This window comes from Wolbachia endosymbiont (group A) of Clivina fossor (assembly GCF_964026865.1).
Lineage (GTDB): Bacteria > Pseudomonadota > Alphaproteobacteria > Rickettsiales > Anaplasmataceae > Wolbachia.
Genome location: NZ_OZ034707.1, coordinates 1,093,959 through 1,114,097, shown reverse-complemented (window position 1 = coordinate 1,114,097; position 20,139 = coordinate 1,093,959). Strand labels below are relative to the sequence as shown.

The window sequence follows — 20,139 nt, the reverse complement described above, 5'->3', positions numbered from 1 at the left end:
AGATTATATTAACAAATTATTAGGTGAAGGTTATGAATCCGAGGTTAAAAATATTTTTGGTTGTTTGTGGGTATGTTTTATTAATGGGTGCTGCTGTTTGTGCTATTATTGGAGCAGCTTTTTTATCTGGATATTTACTTGGCCTCTTTTTTGACATACTTTATGCATTCCTTCTTGCAAAAACCTCAAGTGAGGCATTAGCTCTTTTTGGAACATTTGCAATTTTTCTTGCTGCCTATGCTGCATGCTATGGCATAAATAAGCTCTCTTCTATTTTTACAGAAAAGATTACAAGCAGCTATCAGTCTTTCAAAAATGAAAACAGTGATGATAACATTTTTTCTGAAGTATATAATGACCCAACAATAGGATTAAAAGATAAAATTTTGTTTTTCTCTATATATTTAGTATATTGCATTCAATTACCATTTTTGTACTGTGCATCGAAAATATCTGCCCTTAATGGGTGGCTGTTACTGAACACTGACGGAAGGACACCAGGTATTAACATATTTCTTATGCTTATCAATACTATATTATTAATCCCAGTGGCACTTCTTGAATTGATAAAGTATCCATTAGTGAGGCTCTTTTCACCTTTGGGTTTGAATGTAAAACAGCTAAGCTTTTTGTTTAATGTAAGTGATGTGGGTACTGGCATTCAGAGCGTTCACACGAGTAGTTTTGAGGAAAGTGTTATAAAGTGTGCTGAGGAGCTAAAACAGAAATTTGGAACTCAGTCAAATGCACTCAATAAAAAGTATGAAGGTTATATAAACAGCTCAGATGAGTTAACAGATGAACAAAGAAATCAATTGCAGAATTATCTTAACTTTAATAATTCTAGTATAGCAAATTGGCAAGAATCAAAAACTGGCCTAACTCTCACACAAACTGCAAACTTAGTTTCAGCTGCTGCTGAGAATCAAAAATCAGATGTGAATTCACTATTATTAATGAATTTAAAGGATGGACTTGGTTTATGTCCTCTGGGAATGTTCGATCGTATTATTTACTCGCTTAGCTGTCTTGAAGCAAAAAATAACTTTACAGTTGAGGTAAACGCTCAAGTGTACGGGAGAATGCCAAGTATTACGAAAAAATTCCTGAGAAGCTGTAACAATAAAAAAATTACAGTTTTAAAGGACAATTTTGATAATTTTTATTCTGATGATGATATGGATCCTCAAATAAAAAGCAACATCAGTAAACTGATAGAAGAAGCAAAACAATCTGTCTTTAATGAATTATATGTGGATTATTACAATAGGTATGGGCAAGATGTTGGAAGAGGCCCTATAAAGCATAAATTAAAAGAGTTAATTACAAGCGATGATGTAAAAGAAGCAATAAGCGCTGTTATAGATGGTATAGAAATTCCTCCAGTACCACCTACTTATCTTGAAAGAGTAAAAGTATTTTTTGGAGGTCATGCAAGGTCTTCTGCTGCTTAGTAGTGCTATAGCAGAAAACTTTTTTATTTTAACTAAAAAAATTACTTCTGCATATTCAAAGCCTTATTATAATGACAATTAGAGATATTTAGAGAGCTCAAAATCTATCTCCGTCTGCAGACTTTTCATCTAAATTTCAGTTGAAAATGTGGCGTATCTTCTTCAGCGTGTATACATATACTTAATCTCTGCCCAATGTACGTTGCATTTTTTCTGAATCTTGTTCATATGGGGGATTCTATGTCTAAAATTCCAGACACTTGACTTTAGCTAAAAACCATCTGGCGCCTATGGTTTTTTATAGTTTTGTCTTCCCTTTTCTGAATGGTTTGCAAGCTGCTGTAGCTAACCAAGAAAGGTTTCCCTACGTCATACCGCCGTGGTATCTCTAGATCCCGCTAACAACTTACTATTACCCACAAATAAAAACATAGTATTGTATTTACTCAAATAATTTAATTTTATTAACCTGAAAGCTTATTGGATTAAAATTATTAAACTAAGAGTTATAATTTTAGCAACTAAAAGCTGTAAATTGCACCATATAAACAGTTATTTCAAGCAAAAGTTATGCCATTAAGAGCTATGCAACAAACATTTATATTTGTGGGTAATAGTAAGCGCTAACAAGTAGCGGGATGACGAAGTTATCGTCATGCCACCGCGAACCGTCATATCGCCGCAGACCGTCATACCGCGATTCATTCGCGGTATCTCTTAGCATAGATCCCGCTAACAAGTAGCGGGATGACGATTGTCAGGGTGTCATTCCAGCGCCCCTATAATGTCATCCCAGTGCTCCTATAATGTCATCCCAGTGCTCCTATAATGTCATCCCAGTGCGTGACACTGGGATCTCATTTCACTCTATAATAGTATCATTCCAGTGCTCCTATAATGTCATCCGAGTAGCTGACACTGGGATCTCATTTCACTCTATAATAGCAGTGCTCCTTTCTTGTCATCCCAGTACTGATTAGCTATAAAATTTAAGAAGATATTTAAGAAATTTACCAAACGAAAAAAAAGGCAAAAGAAGCCCCGTGGTGCGAGTTTTGACTCTATATTACTGTAAGTGGCGCTGTAATAATGTGCTAACGCTTAAAATAAGCGCGATTTGGCTGAATGTAGAAAAAATAAAAAAGACATGCAGCCGCTATAATTTTATGTAATCCGCCAATAAATACCCTGAGTTTTTTACTGAATTTTGTCATTGAGCCTGCAGGTCAAAAACAAGTTTTGAGTCATAAATACCCTTATTATCATAATAAGGAGGCTGGCGGAGTTTGTCAAGTAAGTTTTTTCGTTTCTGCGAGCTACCTGAGTTTATTGACTTCATTAGAGCCAAAACTCTTGAGACCTAGGTGATAATTCTATCTAAAAGGATGCCAAAAAAGAGAAGCAACCCTACGTAGGAATTATTTTTAAATATGGACATGCATTGACTGGGATCGTCAGGATTGAAATTTTTGTATTGGCGGTGAAATATGAACCCTACAGCAAGTAGAGCAATATAAAAGATGTTATTTAATGATGATAAGATACCAGCATATAGCCACGTCATAAGAGATATTAAATAAAATCTTTTCAACCAAGATTTTGTTGTATCACCAAAATATAATGCGGTAGATTTCATTCCGAGTTTTTCATCATCTTTTTTATCTTGATGAGCGTATATGGTGTCATAGCTAAGTGTCCAAAAGACGCATCCTATATAAAACAGCAAGGATTCTATACTGATCTGGTTTATTATTGCTGCTGAGCCCATGAGCGATCCCATATTGAAGGTAAACCCTAAGAACAATTGTGGCCACCAAACATACCGCTTTAATAAAGGGTAAGTAGCTATCATACACATTGAGATTATTGCAAGTATGAGTGTGGTTTTATTAGTTAACAATAAAATTACCAAGGCGATAGATAGTAGCAGTGAGAGTAAAACCAAAGCCTGCTTTATGTTTAATGCACCACTTGCAAGTGGCCTATATTTTGTTCGTTCAACGTGCGCATCTATTTCCCTATCGAAAATGTCATTGATTATACACCCTGCAGGTCTCATTAAAAATGCACCTATAGTAAATAAAACAAGGAGAAAAAGAGCCTGATACGATAGAGAAGTTGAGGCTAAAAGAATACCGCTCAAACTGGGAAATAGCACAAGCCACAAACCTGTTAAACTGTGCAGTCTCATTAATGAAAAGTAACGGTTGAAATACATTAATTAAGTGTGATTATGTAATATTTTGCTTACATTAACAAAATTATCGAACGCTAAATCAGGCTTGAAAACTAACTCAGGTATAAATCGCAAATCAACATAACACAATATAGATTTACGTATTGACCATGCAGATTGGTTCATTTCATTAACAACAGTGTTAATATCACAATTATCCTCAGAAGGATCTCCAGTGCGTGATGCTGAAATCCATGTACTTTTTTCTGAATCTGAGTAGTCAGCTACTTGGATATTCAATGAAGATAACACAATATATACATCTGCTTTTTTCAAATCTTTACTTAATTTTACGTCAGATACCGCTACATTTTTATTGAACACCTTACCTTCCATTAGGACTCTTGATATTGCTCTATGCAATACCGATGCTATTTTTAGGTTTCTAATTTCCTTTTTCATATCCATCTACTATAACACCCTTTCTTCTTGCACTAATTGATAAGCTTCCAAAATATCTCCAACTTTAATATCGATATTACCCTCTAGTGATACTCCGCATTCAAAGTTTACACCTACTTCTTTAACATCATCTTTAAATCTACGTAGTGCTTTTAACTTTCCTTCATGCACCAATTTGCCACCACGCACTACCTTAATTAAAGAATCTTTTCTTATGACTCCATCACTTACGTAACATCCAATGATATTACCAGCTTTAGATACGTTAAATATTTGCCTCACAGATGCAGAACCAACACGAACCTCTCGTGTAACAGGCTTTAACATTTTAGTTAAATACATTCTCATGTCGTCAATGAGCTCGTATATTATGTTATAAATATGTATTTCTACACCTTTTTGTTTTGCCAAGTCCCTTATTTTTGAGTCCACTTTTACATTAAAAGCTAAAATTACTGCACTTGATGCTTCTGCAAGCAGCACATCTGAATCTGTTATCCCTCCTACTGCTTTGTGTAGGATATTTAATTTCACTTGGTCTTTACCGAGTTTATCAATTGAACTTGATATTGCTTCAATAGAACCAGTTACATCGCACTTTAAAACTACAGATAGTTCTTCTGTTTCACTGTTATTACGACTGAATATATCTAAATTATTGTCGTCTGAATCTTCTTTCTTTTTCTTGATCAACTCTAGCCTGTATTCAACAATTTCACGCGCCTGCTTTTCAGAATTTACAACAACAAATTTATCTCCAGCATTTGGCACACCATTTAGACCAGTAATTTCAATTGGAGCGGAGGGTAGTGCTGCTTTTTCTCTTTGACCAAGGTGATTAACCATACTACGTACTTTGCTGTATGTTGTACCAACTACCAATATATCACCAACCTTTAACGTTCCTTCCTCAACTATCAATGTAGCTGATATTCCTTTCGCTTTATCTATTTTGGATTCTATTACCCATCCAAGTGCTCGACAATCTTCTATTGCTTCTAGCTTCATTAATTCAGCGATTAACAAAATCGCCTCTTCTAGTTTATCTAAATTAGTTTTCTTTTTTGCTGATACTGGCACAATCATAATATCACCACCAAGCTCTTCAGAGATGAGATCATATTGAGGCAAACTATTAATTATTTTTTCTACATCACCAGGTTCAGATTTATCAATTTTATTAATAGCAACTATAATAGAAACATTTGCTGCTTTTGCATGATTTATTGCTTCAACTGTTTGTTTCATGATTCCATCGTCAGCTGCAACTACTATTACGACTATATTAGTAATATTGGCACCACGTGCACGCATCGCAGTGAACGCTTCATGTCCTGGTGTATCAATAAAAGTAATTTTTTGCTTATCTTTTGTCGTTATTTGATAAGCACCTATGTGTTGAGTTATGCCACCTGACTCTCTTTCTGCAACATTAGATTCACGAAATGCATCGAGCAATGAGGTTTTACCATGATCGACGTGTCCCATAAAAGTGACGATTGGTGGTTTAGGTTTTTTAGGCAGGCTTTCTCTGCCTTCTATAAAAAATAAATCCTTTTCTCTGTTGGTATCGCTCACTCGTTTAGCCGTATGATTAAATTTTTCCACTATTTCGGATGCTATATCTGGATCCACCAGATCATCTACTCTATAACTCTCACCGACTTCTTCTTTGAACATTTTTAGCACACTCTTGCTATCTTCTGCCATACGAACAGATAACTCCCTGATAGTTATTTTGTCTGGTATAATAACTTCTCTTGATATATTTTTACCCTTAGTAAACTTTGACTTTCTACTTCTTATACCAAATCTTTGCTTAAATACAGGGGGTTGTTCAGTTTTTTCATCTATTGCCTGTGCAATTACCAGTTTAGAATGCTTAGAATATATATCTTTGTTGACTTTAGAAGACTTTTTATCGTCGCTCTCATAGTCAATATTATCTTCTCTTAGTTCAACTAAGTGAGTATTACTTAAAACTTTCTTATTTATTTCTTTAGATAAAGTGTCCGCTTCATTTTTCTCGTCAATCTCTTTATTGCTGTCTTCTTTTGCTGTTTTCTCTTTTTCTTCTCTCTGATTTCTTTCTTTCAGCAAAGCAGCATTCTGCACAGCATTAATGCGGAAAATTTGTTCTTTCTCTGTTAAAGAACCTAATTTACTCTCGTCAAATAAATTATGTTCTTCTGCATCATGAGATTTTTTTCTTCTTTTTTTTACTATTGTAGCTCCAGTACTTGGGCTAGCTGAAGAGTTTAAATTGAGGTCTAATTTAAGCTTGCTTAAGCCTTGGAGCGTTAATTTTTTATTACTGATATCTTCATTATTCATATTATTTTATTATATTAACCCAAGCTTTTTACGTGCTTCTATGATTATTGAGTCTACTGTATCTTTTAGATTTTCTTTACTATCAGCTGAGGAAGAGAGTATGCTGCAAAACTCATAACTTGATAAATCTGCTATGTCCTCTAAAGTCTTAATATCATGTTTACTAAGAGCAATTTTATTGTCTATTGATAAAGTTAAATTGATTACATCATCTTCCATACCTAGACTTTTTAGCTCTTCTATTTTTCTATCATTTTCTGCTTTCAGGTGCTTGTTTGCTCTGTTATGAAGTTCGTTTGCAATATCCTCATTAAAGCCCTCTATTGAAGAAAGCTCTTTAATTGAAGCGTTGGATATATCTTCTACGCTTGAAAAACCTTCTGTTACCAATAGCTGACCCATAATCTCTTCTAAGTTTAAAGCTTCAGCAAATAAAGCTGAACATTGACTAAGTTCTTTACTTCGCCTTTCTGATTCTTGCTGAGTGCTTAATATCTCAATTTTCCATCCAACAAGCTCTGAAGCTAATCTTACATTCTGGCCCTTTTTTCCTATAGCTAAACTCAATTGATCTTCAGCAACTATTAACTCTATGCAATTTTCATTTTCATCAATAATAACCTTCGATACTTCTGCAGGAGTAATGGCTTTAATAACAAATTGACCCAAATCTGAGGAGTAATTTATAACGTCAATTTTTTCACCATTTAATTCGTGTATAATAGTTTTTATTCTATCTCCCTTAACTCCAACACAAGCACCTACTGGATCAATGTTCTTGTCAGGAGAGAAAACAGCAACCTTAGACCTTGAGCCGGCGTCTCTAGCTATACCTTTAATTGTTACTAACCCGTCAGCAATTTCTGGTATTTCTTGATTTAATAATGCCTCTAAAAAGCCTTCATGAGTCCTAGAAAGAATAATTTGACGTCCATCATCAGAGCGCTTAACGGTCTGTATGTAAGTTTTAACCTTATCGCCTTCACGAAATGATTCACCACCGGTCAAATTTCGCAATGGAAAATATGCCCTAGTGCCATTTATGTCTATAATAAGATCTGAATATTCTACTTGTTTAACAATACCATACCTTATTTCTCCCACCTTATCTTTAAATTCCTCATATTGCTTTTTTGACTCTTCATCTTTAATTATTTGAGCAATCTTTTGCTGGGCAATCCTTGCTGAAGCAAGATCAGTGTTAAGAGAGAGCAATTCACTAACAATATCTCCAACTTTTGCATCTCCTTTTATTAATTTAGCTTGTGTCAGCTTAATTGATTCATACTCAGTGTTCTCTTCTTCATTTGATTCGTCATCAATAACTTTTAGTTTTCTGTATGAAGTAACTTTGCCTGTATTTCTATCTATATTAACTACAATTTTACTTTTGCTACCATATTTTTGATAAGCCACTGCTTCTATAGCACTTTCTAGTGCCTTTATTACAACATTAAAATCTAAACCTTTTTGAAGTGAAAGTTCTCCTGCTGTTTTTATTACATCAAGGCTTCCAACTATGTTATTCTTGTTACTTTTCTGCTTAACACTGCTTTTACGATTAGCAATCATAATAAATAAATCCAATGTAATTAGTTATAATTATAGCTTCAACGGGCAAAGAACGCTATCTTAAATGTTAAATGATTGCTAATTTAAGTCAAGTTTTTTCATGTCTTTGTATGACAAGCAACGCCGGAGTAAAGAATAAAGTTAAGACCGTTGCAGCCAATATTCCACTTGCTATGGTTGTTGAAATGTCAACCCACCACTGGCTTGATGGAGCATCATATGTGATTTGTAGCGTAAAAAAATTGATATTTAACCTGGTAATCATCGGTATTAAACCAAGAACTGTGGTTGCAACGGTAAGCAATATTGGCCTAACGCGAGAAATTGCAGCGTTTATTACACATCGCTTGATGTCATTTTTGTGTACCTTAATTTGGTGATGAAAGGCATCAAGCAATAGTATGTTATTATTTACTATAATTCCTGCCAAAGCAATTATCCCCACTCCACACATAACAACTACGAAAACTTGTTGGATAAGAAAGAAAACAAAAAACACACATGTTGTGGATAAAAACACTGCTGTCATTACGATAAATGTATGGTATACATTATTAAACTGTGTCACTAATACCAATATCATTAGTGTAATTGCTAATATAAAAGCCTTTAACAAAAATGTTCCTGATTTTTGTTGATCTTCTTTGTCGCCTTTAAAATCAATTTTTACTCCCTTGTCCCAATCCTGGGCAATAGAATTCTGAATAAACTTTACTCTTTCATTAACAAGATAGCCAGTATCCACATCAGCGGAAATTGTCACTGTACGTAATCCATCAATCCTATTTAGTTTGTTTACCTTTTTTTCGGGAGCATATTTTACTATGTTGCTCATAGGATGCGGGCCATTAACTGTATTGATAAAAAGATTATCTATAGTCTTCATGTTGCGGTCCCTTCTGGGGAAACGGAGTACAATATCGATTTCTTCATCCGTGTTATTTGGTCTATATTTTCCAATCAACACTCCATTTGTAACCATCTTTATAAAATCACCAATGGTTGCAACACTTACTCCAGAACTTGTAGCCTTACTCTTATTAACACTCATATTCCACTCTATTTCAGGTGCTGATCTGCTATCTTGAATATTTATAAACCCGGATGAAGGTTGGTCCATAATTTTTAGAATTTTCTCTGCTGCTAAATTCAGATTGGATGCACTTCCGCTGAGGTTAATTTGTATTGGCTTGTCAGCCGACGGTCCTGACTTTTCCTCTTGAACATTAATTATTATTCCTTTCATGTCTTGCACACTGCTCCTTATATCGTTTAATATGTGCTTAGCTTTGCGCCTGAAGCGCCAATCCATAAGTTCTAGTTGAATTCTGGCGATAACGTTGTCTGAAAATGCTCCTGATCTAGCATAAGAAACATGAATTTCTTTTTCAACGCTCAAAATGCGTTCTTCCACTTCTTTTAGTATCAAATCTCGTTCTTTGGCTGATAAGCTTTCTTTTGCTTTAACACTGATTAAAATATTATCTGAATCCACTTTCGGAAAAAACTTCACTCCAGGACCAAAGGTAAAGTACAGCACACTAAATGAAAACAGGACGAATACAGTAGCACATATGAATTTTTTAGGATGATCTAAAACCTTCTCTAGCATGCGTATGTAAGCTCTTATTATAGGCCCAGCATTTTTTATCTCACCACTTTCTATAGCACTCATTTTTTTTATTTCTTTTTTTGAAGTTATTGAAGGCTTACCAAATATTGCACCAAGTGTTGGTATAAAAACCAAAGCCATAATGAGCGATCCAGTCAAAGTTAGAATTATTGTAATTGGTATGTACTGCATGAATTTACCAACAGTATCAGGCCAGAATAATAGAGGAAAAAACACTGCTAATTTAGTTAACGTCGATGATAGAACCGGATAAAACATATCACGAACTGAAGTGTGAAAGGCTTCTACTTTGTCCATTCCGCAGATCATCTTTCTATCGGCATATTCGCTGATCACAATTGCATCATCAACCAGCATGCCAACAGCCATGATTAAACTGAAGAGCACAACGATATTTAAGGTTATGCCCATAAAGTAAAGAGCTATTATCCCAATGAGAAAGGAACCGGGTATCGAGAGTGCCACAAGAATAGCAATCCTTGTTCCCATAGAAAGCATCATTATGATCAATATTAACAACACAGCGAATATTATGCCGTTTTCCAAGTCATCAAGCACATCGCGGACGTTTTTTGACTGGTCATTTAAGTACACCACTTTTAAATTTTCAGGTAATTGATCTTTTGCCTTATCCATTAAGTATTTTACTTGATTTACTGTGTCTATTATGTTTTTTCCGTTACGTTTTGAAATTTCTAGCACGACACTAGGTAATCCATTAATGCGAGCAAACCCTTGGTGATCCTCAAACCTAGGGTATACTTTTGCTATATCTTTGATTCTCAAAACTGCATCGCCTTGAGATCTAATAGGAATATTCATAATATCTTCTATATCTTTTAATAACCCTGATATTTTAATCGAATATTTACCGGTATCATTTTCCAGTGACCCAGCTCCCACTAGTCTATTATTGCTTGATATAGCTTGGAATATTTCGTTTGATTGAATGTTATATTTTGTTAGAACTGTGGGCTCAATTATAACTTCCACTGTTTCTTTACGCATACCTGCCACTTCAACTTTGAGAACATTTGGCAGAGATTCTATTTCTTTCTTTAGCTTGCGTGCTATTTCAGTTAAGGCTCTTTCTGGCAAATTACCAATTAAGCCGACATTGAGTATCGGAAATAAGCTCAAGTTTATTTCATTGATTATCGGAGATTCCGCTTCAACAGGTAACTTCGATTTTATGTTTGAAAGCTTTGAACGGACATTATCGAGCACTTCTTTATTATCATACTCTGTTCCAAATTCGAGTATCATGTGAGCACCATCATTAGTTGCAAAAGCTCTCAATTCTCTTACACCTTCGATGGATCTTAGTTCATTTTCTATAGGCAGCACTAATAGCTTTTCACTATCTTGAGCAGAAATCCCAGGAAGTCCAACAAACACGCTGATTATAGGAATCTGTATATCAGGGTTACTTTCCCTTGGCATTTTTACATAAACGTATGAACCGAAGATAAAAATTACTATAAGTAATAATACCACCGCCCTGTTTCGCTCTATGAGTAAGCTCTGCATGTTGAATGTTAACTAAATATGTGTGTTTGTACAATATTATAGTCGAGATACGTTGCATATTAATTAATCCTTGTATAGCTTTAAAACTTTACGCAAATAATTAAAATTTTCGCAAAATTGCAAGTATAAGAAAATTTCTGTATAATAATTCTAGAACAGTATTTGAGAGGTTATTATGGTGGCAATTTTAAATGTAACAAAAGGCAAGAGAAAAGTTATTGTGTCTGGATTAGCTGGAGCTTTATCAGCTTTAATATTTTTAACAGCAATCCACATTGCCGCAAAGATAGCCATTATCGTTTCTGCTGCTGCAGTTACTTACTTATTACTTTTGCTGATTCATAAAATAAGAACTAAAGCTGAAATTACTCGTGTTTCAGAAGATGAAGGTGAAGAAAAAGATACGGAAATATCCGTAAAAGAACCAAAAAGAACTGAAGCTGAGCTAGCAGAAGAATTAAAAAATAAAAGAGCACAAGAAGAAATGAAAAATGGACTACCTGAACATATGGATTTCAAAGGTAATTCACTTTCTAAAAGCGCTGATACTAAAGATAGTCATTCCGTTTCTAGTGATACAAATATTGTTATGGAACCTTTACCTAAACACATGGATGCGCTTGGTAATCCACTTCCTGAAAGACCAAGTGCAAATATTAGTATAGAATCTAAACCTGAGAGAAAACTATCTCCTGCAGAGTGGCTATTACAGCATGGGGTAAATAATGATGTGAGGGAAGTGCTAGAACGGCCAGCAAAGGGGTTTAACGGGTTAGGGTTTAACATGTAGTTGTTGTATTAAGCTCTCCATCTTATATTGAGAATCAGATGCAATGCCGTAGACCCTATTTGGCGGAGCAGTTTTGTTCTCTATACCAAAAACTATACCTTCAATTATTGCTGTGAGTACTTTTTCAAGGTTACAGTCTGCTCCAGGAACACGGTGCTCTAGGCGGCATCTTTTGGAATCGTTGCCAAAATAGGGAATTCTTATCGCAGCAGTTCTGTTATTTACTCCCCAACTAATCGTAGTTGGAGTGTGAATATCCGGGTACTGAAATCTTAAATATGAATCATCATTTGGAGCAAAAAACAACATATGTTTTTTCATCATTGCACATAATCCGCCAATACTATGAATCAAATAATCACTATACTTTTGCTCATTGATATAAAATAAGTTATCGTTATTTGAATTCACGAGATTAACATGCACATTTAATGCACTGCCTGCTCTATCCAAATAAGGCTTTGCTTTAAAAGAAACGTTCCCACCAAGTTTTTGTACTACTTCAGTAAGTAATTGTTTTGCTAACTCAAAATGCTTAATTAAATTGTCGGAGTTCGTATAACAACCACTTTTTATCTCATATTGATGTGTAGAATTCTCCTTCTCGCAAGAAAATTCAAGAAATGCTATTTTATTTTTGATGCTATTCAGAAATAAATATTCTTTTTCTATTCCTTCAATGTAAAACTCTAGTTCAATACCGAATACAGCATGACAACTCAAATTACTTAATATAATCATAAATTTGCTTCAGTAAATCTATATTAGGTTAGCTATATTTATATGAATACTTTACTTATTTGCCAGTAAATTTAACATCTTATTTATACATAATGTATTACTATTTTTAATAGCATGCTTCTAATCCTCGATACAAGCGACATTTACAAATTTTTCATTTTTTTGAAATAAAAATGATCAATTTTAGTGTTTTTATACCCTTTACAACTCATCAAAAAATCACCATAATTTTTAGTATGTATTAAGTAGTATTAGCTTTTCATTTTGCAGTAAGCTATTGATTATCTTATATTTTTCTAATTGTTGCTTTTTTCTTGGTATGGTATATGAACTTAACTAGCCCTAAGGTTTCTACTATGTTTTTTGATCAGATTATTACAGTAACGGATCACAATGTTACTTGGGAAAAAATCCAAAATTGTCTTTATAATCTTTATGGAGAAGCAACATATAACAGCTGGCTGAGTTCGCTAAAATTTGTCAGTAGCAGAAATGGGGAAGTTCTTTTATCCGTGTCAACAAGGTTTATAAAAGAGTGGATTACAGTTCATTACATGAAAAAAATATTATCATTATGGCAAAGCGAAGATAAAAGCATACGTTCTATTGATATTCAAGTAATTGAGGAAAGGAATTCAAATTTTAATGTTATACTAAAAAACAGAGAGGAAAGTAATCATAATCTTGGTTCGCCGCTGGATCCAAGGTTCACCTTTGATAATTTTGTAGTGGGAAAGCCAAATGAATTAGCATTTACGGCGGCAAAGCGTGTGGCAGAATCTATAGATCCAATATTAGGCAGCAATCCTTTGTTTCTATATGGTGGAGTGGGACTTGGTAAAACACATCTAATGCATGCTATAGCTTGGCACATAGTCAATTCCCCATCAGAAAAAAGAAAAGTAGTATATTTATCAGCAGAGAAATTCATGTACCAATATATTACAGCGCTGCGAAGCAAAGATATTATGTTATTTAAAGAGCAATTTAGATCAGTAGATGTATTGATGGTAGATGATGTGCAATTTATCAGTGGTAAAGATAGTACACAAGAAGAATTTTTTCACACTTTCAATGCATTGATAGACCAAAATAAGCAATTGGTTATATCAGCTGATAGGTCTCCTAGTGATCTTGATGGAGTGGAAGAAAGAATAAGATCACGACTCGGTTGGGGGTTGGTGGCAGATATTAATGAAACAACTTTTGAATTAAGGCTTGGTATATTGCAGGCAAAAGTGGAGCAGATGAATATGTATGTTCCGAAAGATGTCCTAGAGTTTTTAGCAAGGAACATAAAATCTAATATAAGAGAATTAGAAGGAGCATTAAATAAGGTTACCCATACCTCATTAATTGGAAGAAGTATGACGGTAGAATCAGCTAGTGAAACCCTAATCGATCTTCTTAGGTCAAATCATAGGTCAATCACAATAGAAGAAATACAAAAGAAAGTAGCTGAATTTTTCAATATAAAGGTTGCAGATATGCAATCCAATAGAAGACTTCGCAGTCTTGCAAGGCCAAGACAAATAGCTATGTATTTTGCCAAAAAATTTACGCAAAAAAGCCTACCAGATATTGGGAGAAACTTTGGTGGCAGAGACCATGCTACCGTTATACATGCAGTAAAACAAGTAGAAAATTTTATAAAGACCGACTCAAAATTTGCTGATGAAATCAATCGATTAAAAAAAATGTTTAAGTAGCGTTGTTAAAATAGCTAATAACAAGTCCTAAAATGAATCGACTGTAGTTTTAATCCGTTTAAGTTTAAAATCTTCTGTTAGCTTCGCAGAATACATTTCCTTATTGTGTTGATTATAGAAGGTAAATTTGTGATCATCTAAGTTTAGTATTGCAAAGCCAAAACCGAAAAAGTTTCTAACCTCGTGTGCTAAGTAGTTTCTACCATTTGAATAGTCAAATTCTACATTTTGATAAACAGGCTCTTGATCTTGAGCGTGTAATAATGCACCACCGTTTCCAACTATAATCTGGTCTGGAACATTATCCATTAATAAAATCTGGGCTATATGAATGTGGCCAGAAACTATGGTAGTGACATTGCTTGGAAATTTATCTCCAAAAGCTTCAATTTGTGTAAGATTACCATGGCTTTTTAATGTCAAAAATTCTTTTTTTGGAGATCTCCAAAGCGGTTTATGAGTTAAAAACCACGTGGGCTTATCTTGTATCAATTTATCAAATTGCCTTTCAAAAGCATCAATTGTGCTTTGGGTTGTAAAAATATCCTCACCGGATGAAGAGTCGAAGATAAAAAATTTCATCGGTCCAGCATCTAAGGACCAACTAGAAACGAAGTTTCCACATTTTTCAGACGAAAAGGGGTATGAATCTAGATACCTGAACCATCCTTCATAAGCTCTATTACAACTCTCATGGTTTCCACGAACAAAAAGGAAAGGGGATTGTAATGAAATATCCTTTGCAGGCTCAAACCAATCAGCGTACCAAGCTTTTTTATTATATCCATAAATATCGCCACACTTTTTTGTATTTCTACATTTTGTTTGTCTATAATGATAATCACCAACATGGATAATTAAATCTGGTTTATGAAGGGCGATTGAATCTAAATTTTTTTTTAAAGGCCAGCTATCTACCGAATTACATTCCTGCTGAAATAACATATTTATTCTACAACCCGTGTCACCAATAAAAGCAATTTTATTAACCTTTTCTGGTAATATAGGAACTCGTAGATCCTCAATACTAATGTTTTTGGCACTTGTTTGTACTGTCAGTTCACAAACTGTTTCGTTATGATCACCATTGTTAATTGAGCTGCGATTCAGCATTTCTATTTCCTCGCCATCGACATAAACAATGGGACACATGTCATTGTCTGTAATTGCACGTATGCTTAATTTATTTTCTGGGATAACTTGAGACCATGTGTATAATATCTGTGCATGGACGAAATGAAAGCTAGTTATAAGAGAGAGAGCTAAAAAAATAAAGATATTAGCTACATTCATTTGTATAAAAACCTAAGTTAAAAATTAGTAGTAAGGTTGTCTTAAATGATTAAAATTTATAATCACAAAATTCATAATCAAATTATACAAGTAATTTCTAAATTATTCTAGTATCAGATTGACACTCTAGATGAAAAATTCTAAAATGATTAAATAATTTAAAATAATTATATAAAAACTAGAATATAGTGCGGCCGTGGTGGAATTGGTAGACACGCAGCGTTGAGGTCGCTGTGGCTCATAAGGCCTTGGAAGTTCAAGTCTTCTCGGCCGCACCAGTTTTTTCATAGCTGCTTAATATGGGTAAAAATGTTTATAGGAAATCAGAGTAGCAATAAGGTAGAAAGAGCTATCAGCGAAATCAGGCGCGGCCGGCCAATTGTAATATATGATAAAAGTAATTACCTATTGTTTGCTGCTGCTGAGGCTTTAGAAAGAGATTTATTTAATCAATACAAGCTTATATCAAGTAATGTATATGTTACTTTAACTTCAAGTAAGGTAAAATACATATCTCAGAATAAAGAACATAACAGCAAACGTCTGTTGGTGAATAATTTTGATGAACTGCTCCATTTAATAAACTGTTCAAAGGAAGATTGCATAAGAGAGTTGCAATGCTCAAAGACAATAGATGAATGTGCTATTGCCTTGCTTAAGTTCTCAGAATTATTGCCATACGCGTTAGTGGCTGATATGACTTTTGAGAATAACCATGAAATGCGAAATTGGTGCGAGAAAAATGACGTTATTGCACTGGACACGTCATTCATAAATAATTTTCAAGAAAATCAGGATGTATATGAAGTGTGCAAAACATCATTATTTTTAAAACAGACTCAAGAAGTAAATATCATATCTTATAGAACAGAAAGTGGTGGAAGAGAACATCATGCAATTATCATTGGCAATCCAGATAAAGATGGCGAACCATTAGTAAGAATTCATTCTTCGTGCTATACGGGTGACTTGTTAGATAGCTTATCATGCGATTGCAGAAGTCAGTTACATCAAGCAATTCAAATGATAGCTGACTCTGGAAGTGGTATTATATTGTATTTGATGCAAGATGGAAGAGGCATTGGTTTAACTAATAAGTTAAGAGCGTACAGTGTGCAAAGAGGACATAATCTTGATACTGTTGATGCAAACAGAATATTAGGTTTTGAAGATGATGAAAGGAGTTTTGCTGTTGCAGCTAAAATGCTTAATAAATTGAACATTAACAAAATCCAATTACTTACAAACAATGATAGGAAATTGTCAGAATTGGAAAGTAGTGGTATAGGAGTTACAAAGTGTCTACCACTTATTGTGGAACGTAATAAATATAACGATTCATATATGGAGACAAAGTTTGGTAAGCTAGGCCATAGATTAAGAGTTTTTTAGCTTTTTTGTTGTAACTACTTTGTTAATTTGCTATGTTTATTAACATAAGTTAAGATTTTTAGGAATACTAAAATGCTAAGATTTTTTAAGCGAGAAAAAAATACTGAATCCTTAGATAAGGATATAGATTGGAATTCAAACCGCTACAGCACAGTTATTGCTCAAAGGAATATTCTACTTTTATTTGCATTAATATTATTAGCAACGATCTCTATCAGCATATTAGTCATATTTAAAATTAGTACAAGTAGCACTATTGAGCCATTTGTTATAGAAATTGACAAGAAATCAGGAATAGTGCAATTGGTTGATCCTGTCACAGTAAAACAATATTCTGCAAATGAAGCGCTAAACGATTATTTTATTTCAGAGTATATAAAAGCAAGGGAGGTTTTTGATCCATATCATTATAATTATAACTATTATACAAAGGTAAGGTTGTTTTCCTCACCTAATGTGTATAATGAATTTAGAAATTATGTAGGATCACAGAATATGGATGATCTTTTTAATTTGTACTCAGATACCAAAAGTGAATTTAAAATTCGCTCAATTCAAAAATTGGGTAACGATGCTCTTCAGGTGAGGTTTTTTGTGGAATTTATACGGAAAGATGGAAGTTCCACAAGAAAAAATAAGATAGTTATTATGTCATATAGATATGCATCGCTTGAAATGGATGATCAGCAAAGATATATTAACCCATTAGGATTTCAAGTTATTTCATATAGAGTAGATGATGAATATGTATAGGATATTATTAGTTTTAGCTTTACTTGTAAGTGGCAATTTAAACGCATCCATTAATTATAATGAGCCTATTTCTGTAGATAGTAGAATAAAGACTTTTGTGTATAGCCCTAATGAAGTATTTACGGTGGTTTTTAGTCAGGGTTACTATTCTTATATTGAATTTGCGGAAGGAGAAAAAGTTAAAAATATCGCTGTTGGTGATGCATCAAGTTGGAAAATTAATCCTTATGACAATAAATTGCTTATCATGCCATTTGAAGTTAGTAGTCGCACTAACATGATTATTACAACAACTAAAAAAAGAAATTACATTTTTGATTTAATCTCAAGGCCAAACTACGATAAATACCCAGATACTGATGCTAAGAAAGTGGGTCACGATTATTCTGCTGAAAAGGATATATCTTACGTAGTACGTTTTTATTATCCTCAAGAAGAAGGTGAATTTGATGTTGATTTAGATGAGGTTTCTTTACCTACTCAAATGCAATATACTACAGACAAGCCAGAAAAAATAATACAAGAAAATGATACGAAGTACAATTATACATATATTGATGAAGGTGGTAATGCGGATATAGTTCCGATTGAGCTATTTGATGATGGTTATTTAACCTATTTAAAATTTAGAAATAATAATAAAATACCTCAGATTTTTGTAGAAGAGGAGGATAAACCTTGTAAAAGGCTGTTATTTGATGATTATGTTATAATAAAAGGAGTACATAAAAAGCTATTTATGCGTTATGAAGATGGTGAAGTTGAAATTATAAATAGGTCACTTTAGCTGTGGTATATGCAATATGAATAAAGAAAGGCGTAACAATTCAGAAGATGAATCAGAAATAGAGAACAAGGTAGTAACAGTTGGCTCTAATCAAGGTCATAGGGCATTGATGGTCATTATTTTAGTGCTTCTGGTTGGTGGAGTGTATTATCTCTATTTTAGTCCTTCTCATAAAGAGGGTTCAGAAGTTATTAAAAAAGAGGAAACAAAGCAAAATGTTCAAGAATTGAAGGGAAAGTTGGAACAAGTTCCAGATAATGTAATGGTTCCTGAAAGAATAATAACTGATCCCTTACCACCCTTACCTCCTCTTCCTACACCACCAATCATACCAGAAATAAAACAAATTAGAAAAGAAGAAGAGAAACCAAAAGAAACTCCTGTGTCAAATATACCTATTTTGCCAAAGCAAAATTTTCCTTCTAGTAATGTTATGGGCAATTTACCTACCTCGTTTCCTACAATAGGGGGTAGCGGTTATCCTAGAGACAGACGTAGTGCACAAATGTTAACAATTTCAAGTGATGGTGGAGAGAATAAGGCTGCTGATGCTATTTTATCTGACACTTCAGCACAATCGAGCAAAGCTACCAGAGTAGGAAAGCTTGGTTTAATGGTTACTCAAGGTAAAATTATTGATGCTGTTCTTGAAACTGCAATAAACTCTGATCTGCAAGGAATGCTGCGTGCTATGGTGAGTAGAGATGTTTATGCAGAAACTGGTGATACAGTTTTAATACCTAAAGGCTCAAGATTGATAGGCAGTTATTCATTTGACTCGAATGTCGCAAGAGCTCGTGTAAATATAAACTGGAGTAGGGTCATTCTTCCTCATGGAATAGATATTGCTATTTCATCACTTGGTACGGATGAACTTGGCAGAGCAGGAATAGCTGGAATAGTTGATAATAAAATAGTAGGTGCATTATTCTCTTCAGTGGCACTTGCTGGTGTTTCAATTGGTTCGGCTGTTATAGGGCAAAAGGCCTCTAATCTTATTGATACGCTAACTGCTATGGATGCGGTGAGATCCATCACTGCAACTGAAATAGATATTTCTTCTCTCAAAGGGGCTATTGTTGAGAGATTGGAGGATGCTATAAAAACTGAAGTTGGGAACGTAGGAGACGAAAAATGGAAATTGGGTCTTAGGGCTATTGAAAAAATTCGGAATGCTAAAAGTGATCAGGATTTACTGAGAATAATAAAGGAAGAAATAGTAAGTGTGATAAAAAGTTCTGGAGCTAGTGGAGTTGATGCAATTACTAGTGACAATATCGGTATAACTTTAGACGATGTACGTCAACTGTTGAGGCAAACTCAGAAAAGAAGCAAATCTGTTTATGATGAAGCAATCGGGAAGTCAATCAATGATTTTTCTAAAGACATGCGAGATATAGTGGGCAGATATACAGATAAAAAACCAACTATTTATGTCGATCAAGGCACCGCATTGAAAGTATTTGTTAACCAAGATATAGTATTTCCTTCACAGGCAATATTAAATCAATGA

At 34.0% G+C, this 20,139-nt stretch carries 14 protein-coding genes and 1 tRNA gene; 8 read left to right on the top strand and 7 right to left on the bottom strand.

Annotated features, from left to right (window positions below; genetic code table 11):
- The first annotated feature begins 32 nt into the window (after positions 1 to 32).
- Positions 33 to 1,454 carry a hypothetical protein gene (locus AAGD99_RS05565; protein ID WP_341822835.1) on the top strand — a complete coding sequence of 474 codons (1,422 nt, stop codon included), beginning with the start codon at positions 33 to 35 and terminating at the stop codon, positions 1,452 to 1,454.
- A 1,360-nt stretch (positions 1,455 to 2,814) separates the two neighbouring features.
- Here the strand turns inward: AAGD99_RS05565 and ubiA are convergent.
- From ubiA to AAGD99_RS05540, 5 genes are all read right to left on the bottom strand, one after another.
- Entirely contained in the window at positions 2,815 to 3,672 is an 858-nt protein-coding gene (ubiA, locus tag AAGD99_RS05560) for a 4-hydroxybenzoate octaprenyltransferase (protein ID WP_341822834.1), read from the bottom strand.
- Positions 3,673 to 3,675: 3 nt separating this feature from the next.
- Positions 3,676 to 4,092: a ribosome-binding factor A gene (locus tag AAGD99_RS05555; protein ID WP_164225054.1), complete on the bottom strand. Its 417-nt coding sequence runs from the start codon at positions 4,090 to 4,092 to the stop codon at positions 3,676 to 3,678.
- Between the two features lie 9 nt (positions 4,093 to 4,101).
- The gene (infB, locus tag AAGD99_RS05550; protein WP_341822833.1) at positions 4,102 to 6,426 is read right to left on the bottom strand and encodes a translation initiation factor IF-2; all 2,325 of its coding nucleotides are present in this window, start codon (positions 6,424 to 6,426) and stop codon (positions 4,102 to 4,104) included.
- Positions 6,427 to 6,435: 9 nt separating this feature from the next.
- On the bottom strand, positions 6,436 to 7,998 hold the full coding sequence (gene nusA, locus AAGD99_RS05545) for a transcription termination factor NusA (protein ID WP_341822832.1): 1,563 nt from the start codon (positions 7,996 to 7,998) through the stop codon (positions 6,436 to 6,438).
- Between the two features lie 88 nt (positions 7,999 to 8,086).
- Positions 8,087 to 11,161, bottom strand: a complete 3,075-nt coding sequence (locus AAGD99_RS05540) for an efflux RND transporter permease subunit (protein ID WP_341822831.1) — start codon at positions 11,159 to 11,161, stop codon at positions 8,087 to 8,089.
- A 175-nt stretch (positions 11,162 to 11,336) separates the two neighbouring features.
- On the opposite strand from AAGD99_RS05540, the gene AAGD99_RS05535 reads away from it, so the two are divergent.
- Complete coding sequence (locus AAGD99_RS05535) at positions 11,337 to 11,951, top strand: hypothetical protein (RefSeq protein ID WP_341822830.1); 615 nt, start codon at positions 11,337 to 11,339, stop codon at positions 11,949 to 11,951.
- Here the strand turns inward: AAGD99_RS05535 and AAGD99_RS05530 are convergent.
- Entirely contained in the window at positions 11,934 to 12,692 is a 759-nt protein-coding gene (locus AAGD99_RS05530; protein ID WP_341822829.1) for a glutamine synthetase, read from the bottom strand. The two genes, AAGD99_RS05535 and AAGD99_RS05530, sit on opposite strands and share 18 nt — an antisense overlap.
- 326 nt (positions 12,693 to 13,018) lie before the next feature.
- Here AAGD99_RS05530 and dnaA point away from each other — a divergent pair, with 326 nt between their 5' ends.
- A complete protein-coding gene (dnaA, locus tag AAGD99_RS05525) occupies positions 13,019 to 14,401 on the top strand; it encodes a chromosomal replication initiator protein DnaA (protein WP_253309363.1) in 1,383 nt (460 codons plus the stop codon).
- Positions 14,402 to 14,428: 27 nt separating this feature from the next.
- Here the strand turns inward: dnaA and AAGD99_RS05520 are convergent, their stop codons facing one another.
- Positions 14,429 to 15,694 carry a metallophosphoesterase gene (locus AAGD99_RS05520; RefSeq protein WP_341822828.1) on the bottom strand — a complete coding sequence of 422 codons (1,266 nt, stop codon included), beginning with the start codon at positions 15,692 to 15,694 and terminating at the stop codon, positions 14,429 to 14,431.
- A 190-nt stretch (positions 15,695 to 15,884) separates the two neighbouring features.
- On the opposite strand from AAGD99_RS05520, the gene AAGD99_RS05515 reads away from it, so the two are divergent.
- The 5 genes from AAGD99_RS05515 (at position 15,885) to AAGD99_RS05495 (ending at position 20,139) form a co-directional block, all read left to right on the top strand.
- Positions 15,885 to 15,972 (top strand) — tRNA-Leu (locus tag AAGD99_RS05515).
- A gap of 31 nt (positions 15,973 to 16,003) precedes the next feature.
- Positions 16,004 to 17,086 (top strand): GTP cyclohydrolase II, encoded by a 1,083-nt coding sequence (locus tag AAGD99_RS05510; protein WP_253309361.1) that lies wholly within the window; start codon positions 16,004 to 16,006, stop codon positions 17,084 to 17,086.
- A 72-nt stretch (positions 17,087 to 17,158) separates the two neighbouring features.
- A complete protein-coding gene (locus AAGD99_RS05505) occupies positions 17,159 to 17,839 on the top strand; it encodes a virB8 family protein (protein WP_264731475.1) in 681 nt (226 codons plus the stop codon).
- On the top strand, positions 17,826 to 18,626 hold the full coding sequence (gene virB9 / locus AAGD99_RS05500) for a P-type conjugative transfer protein VirB9 (RefSeq protein WP_250295789.1): 801 nt from the start codon (positions 17,826 to 17,828) through the stop codon (positions 18,624 to 18,626). The genes AAGD99_RS05505 and virB9 overlap by 14 nt, the downstream gene beginning before the upstream one ends.
- Before the next feature lie 16 nt (positions 18,627 to 18,642).
- Positions 18,643 to 20,139 carry a TrbI/VirB10 family protein gene (locus tag AAGD99_RS05495; RefSeq protein ID WP_341822827.1) on the top strand — a complete coding sequence of 499 codons (1,497 nt, stop codon included), beginning with the start codon at positions 18,643 to 18,645 and terminating at the stop codon, positions 20,137 to 20,139.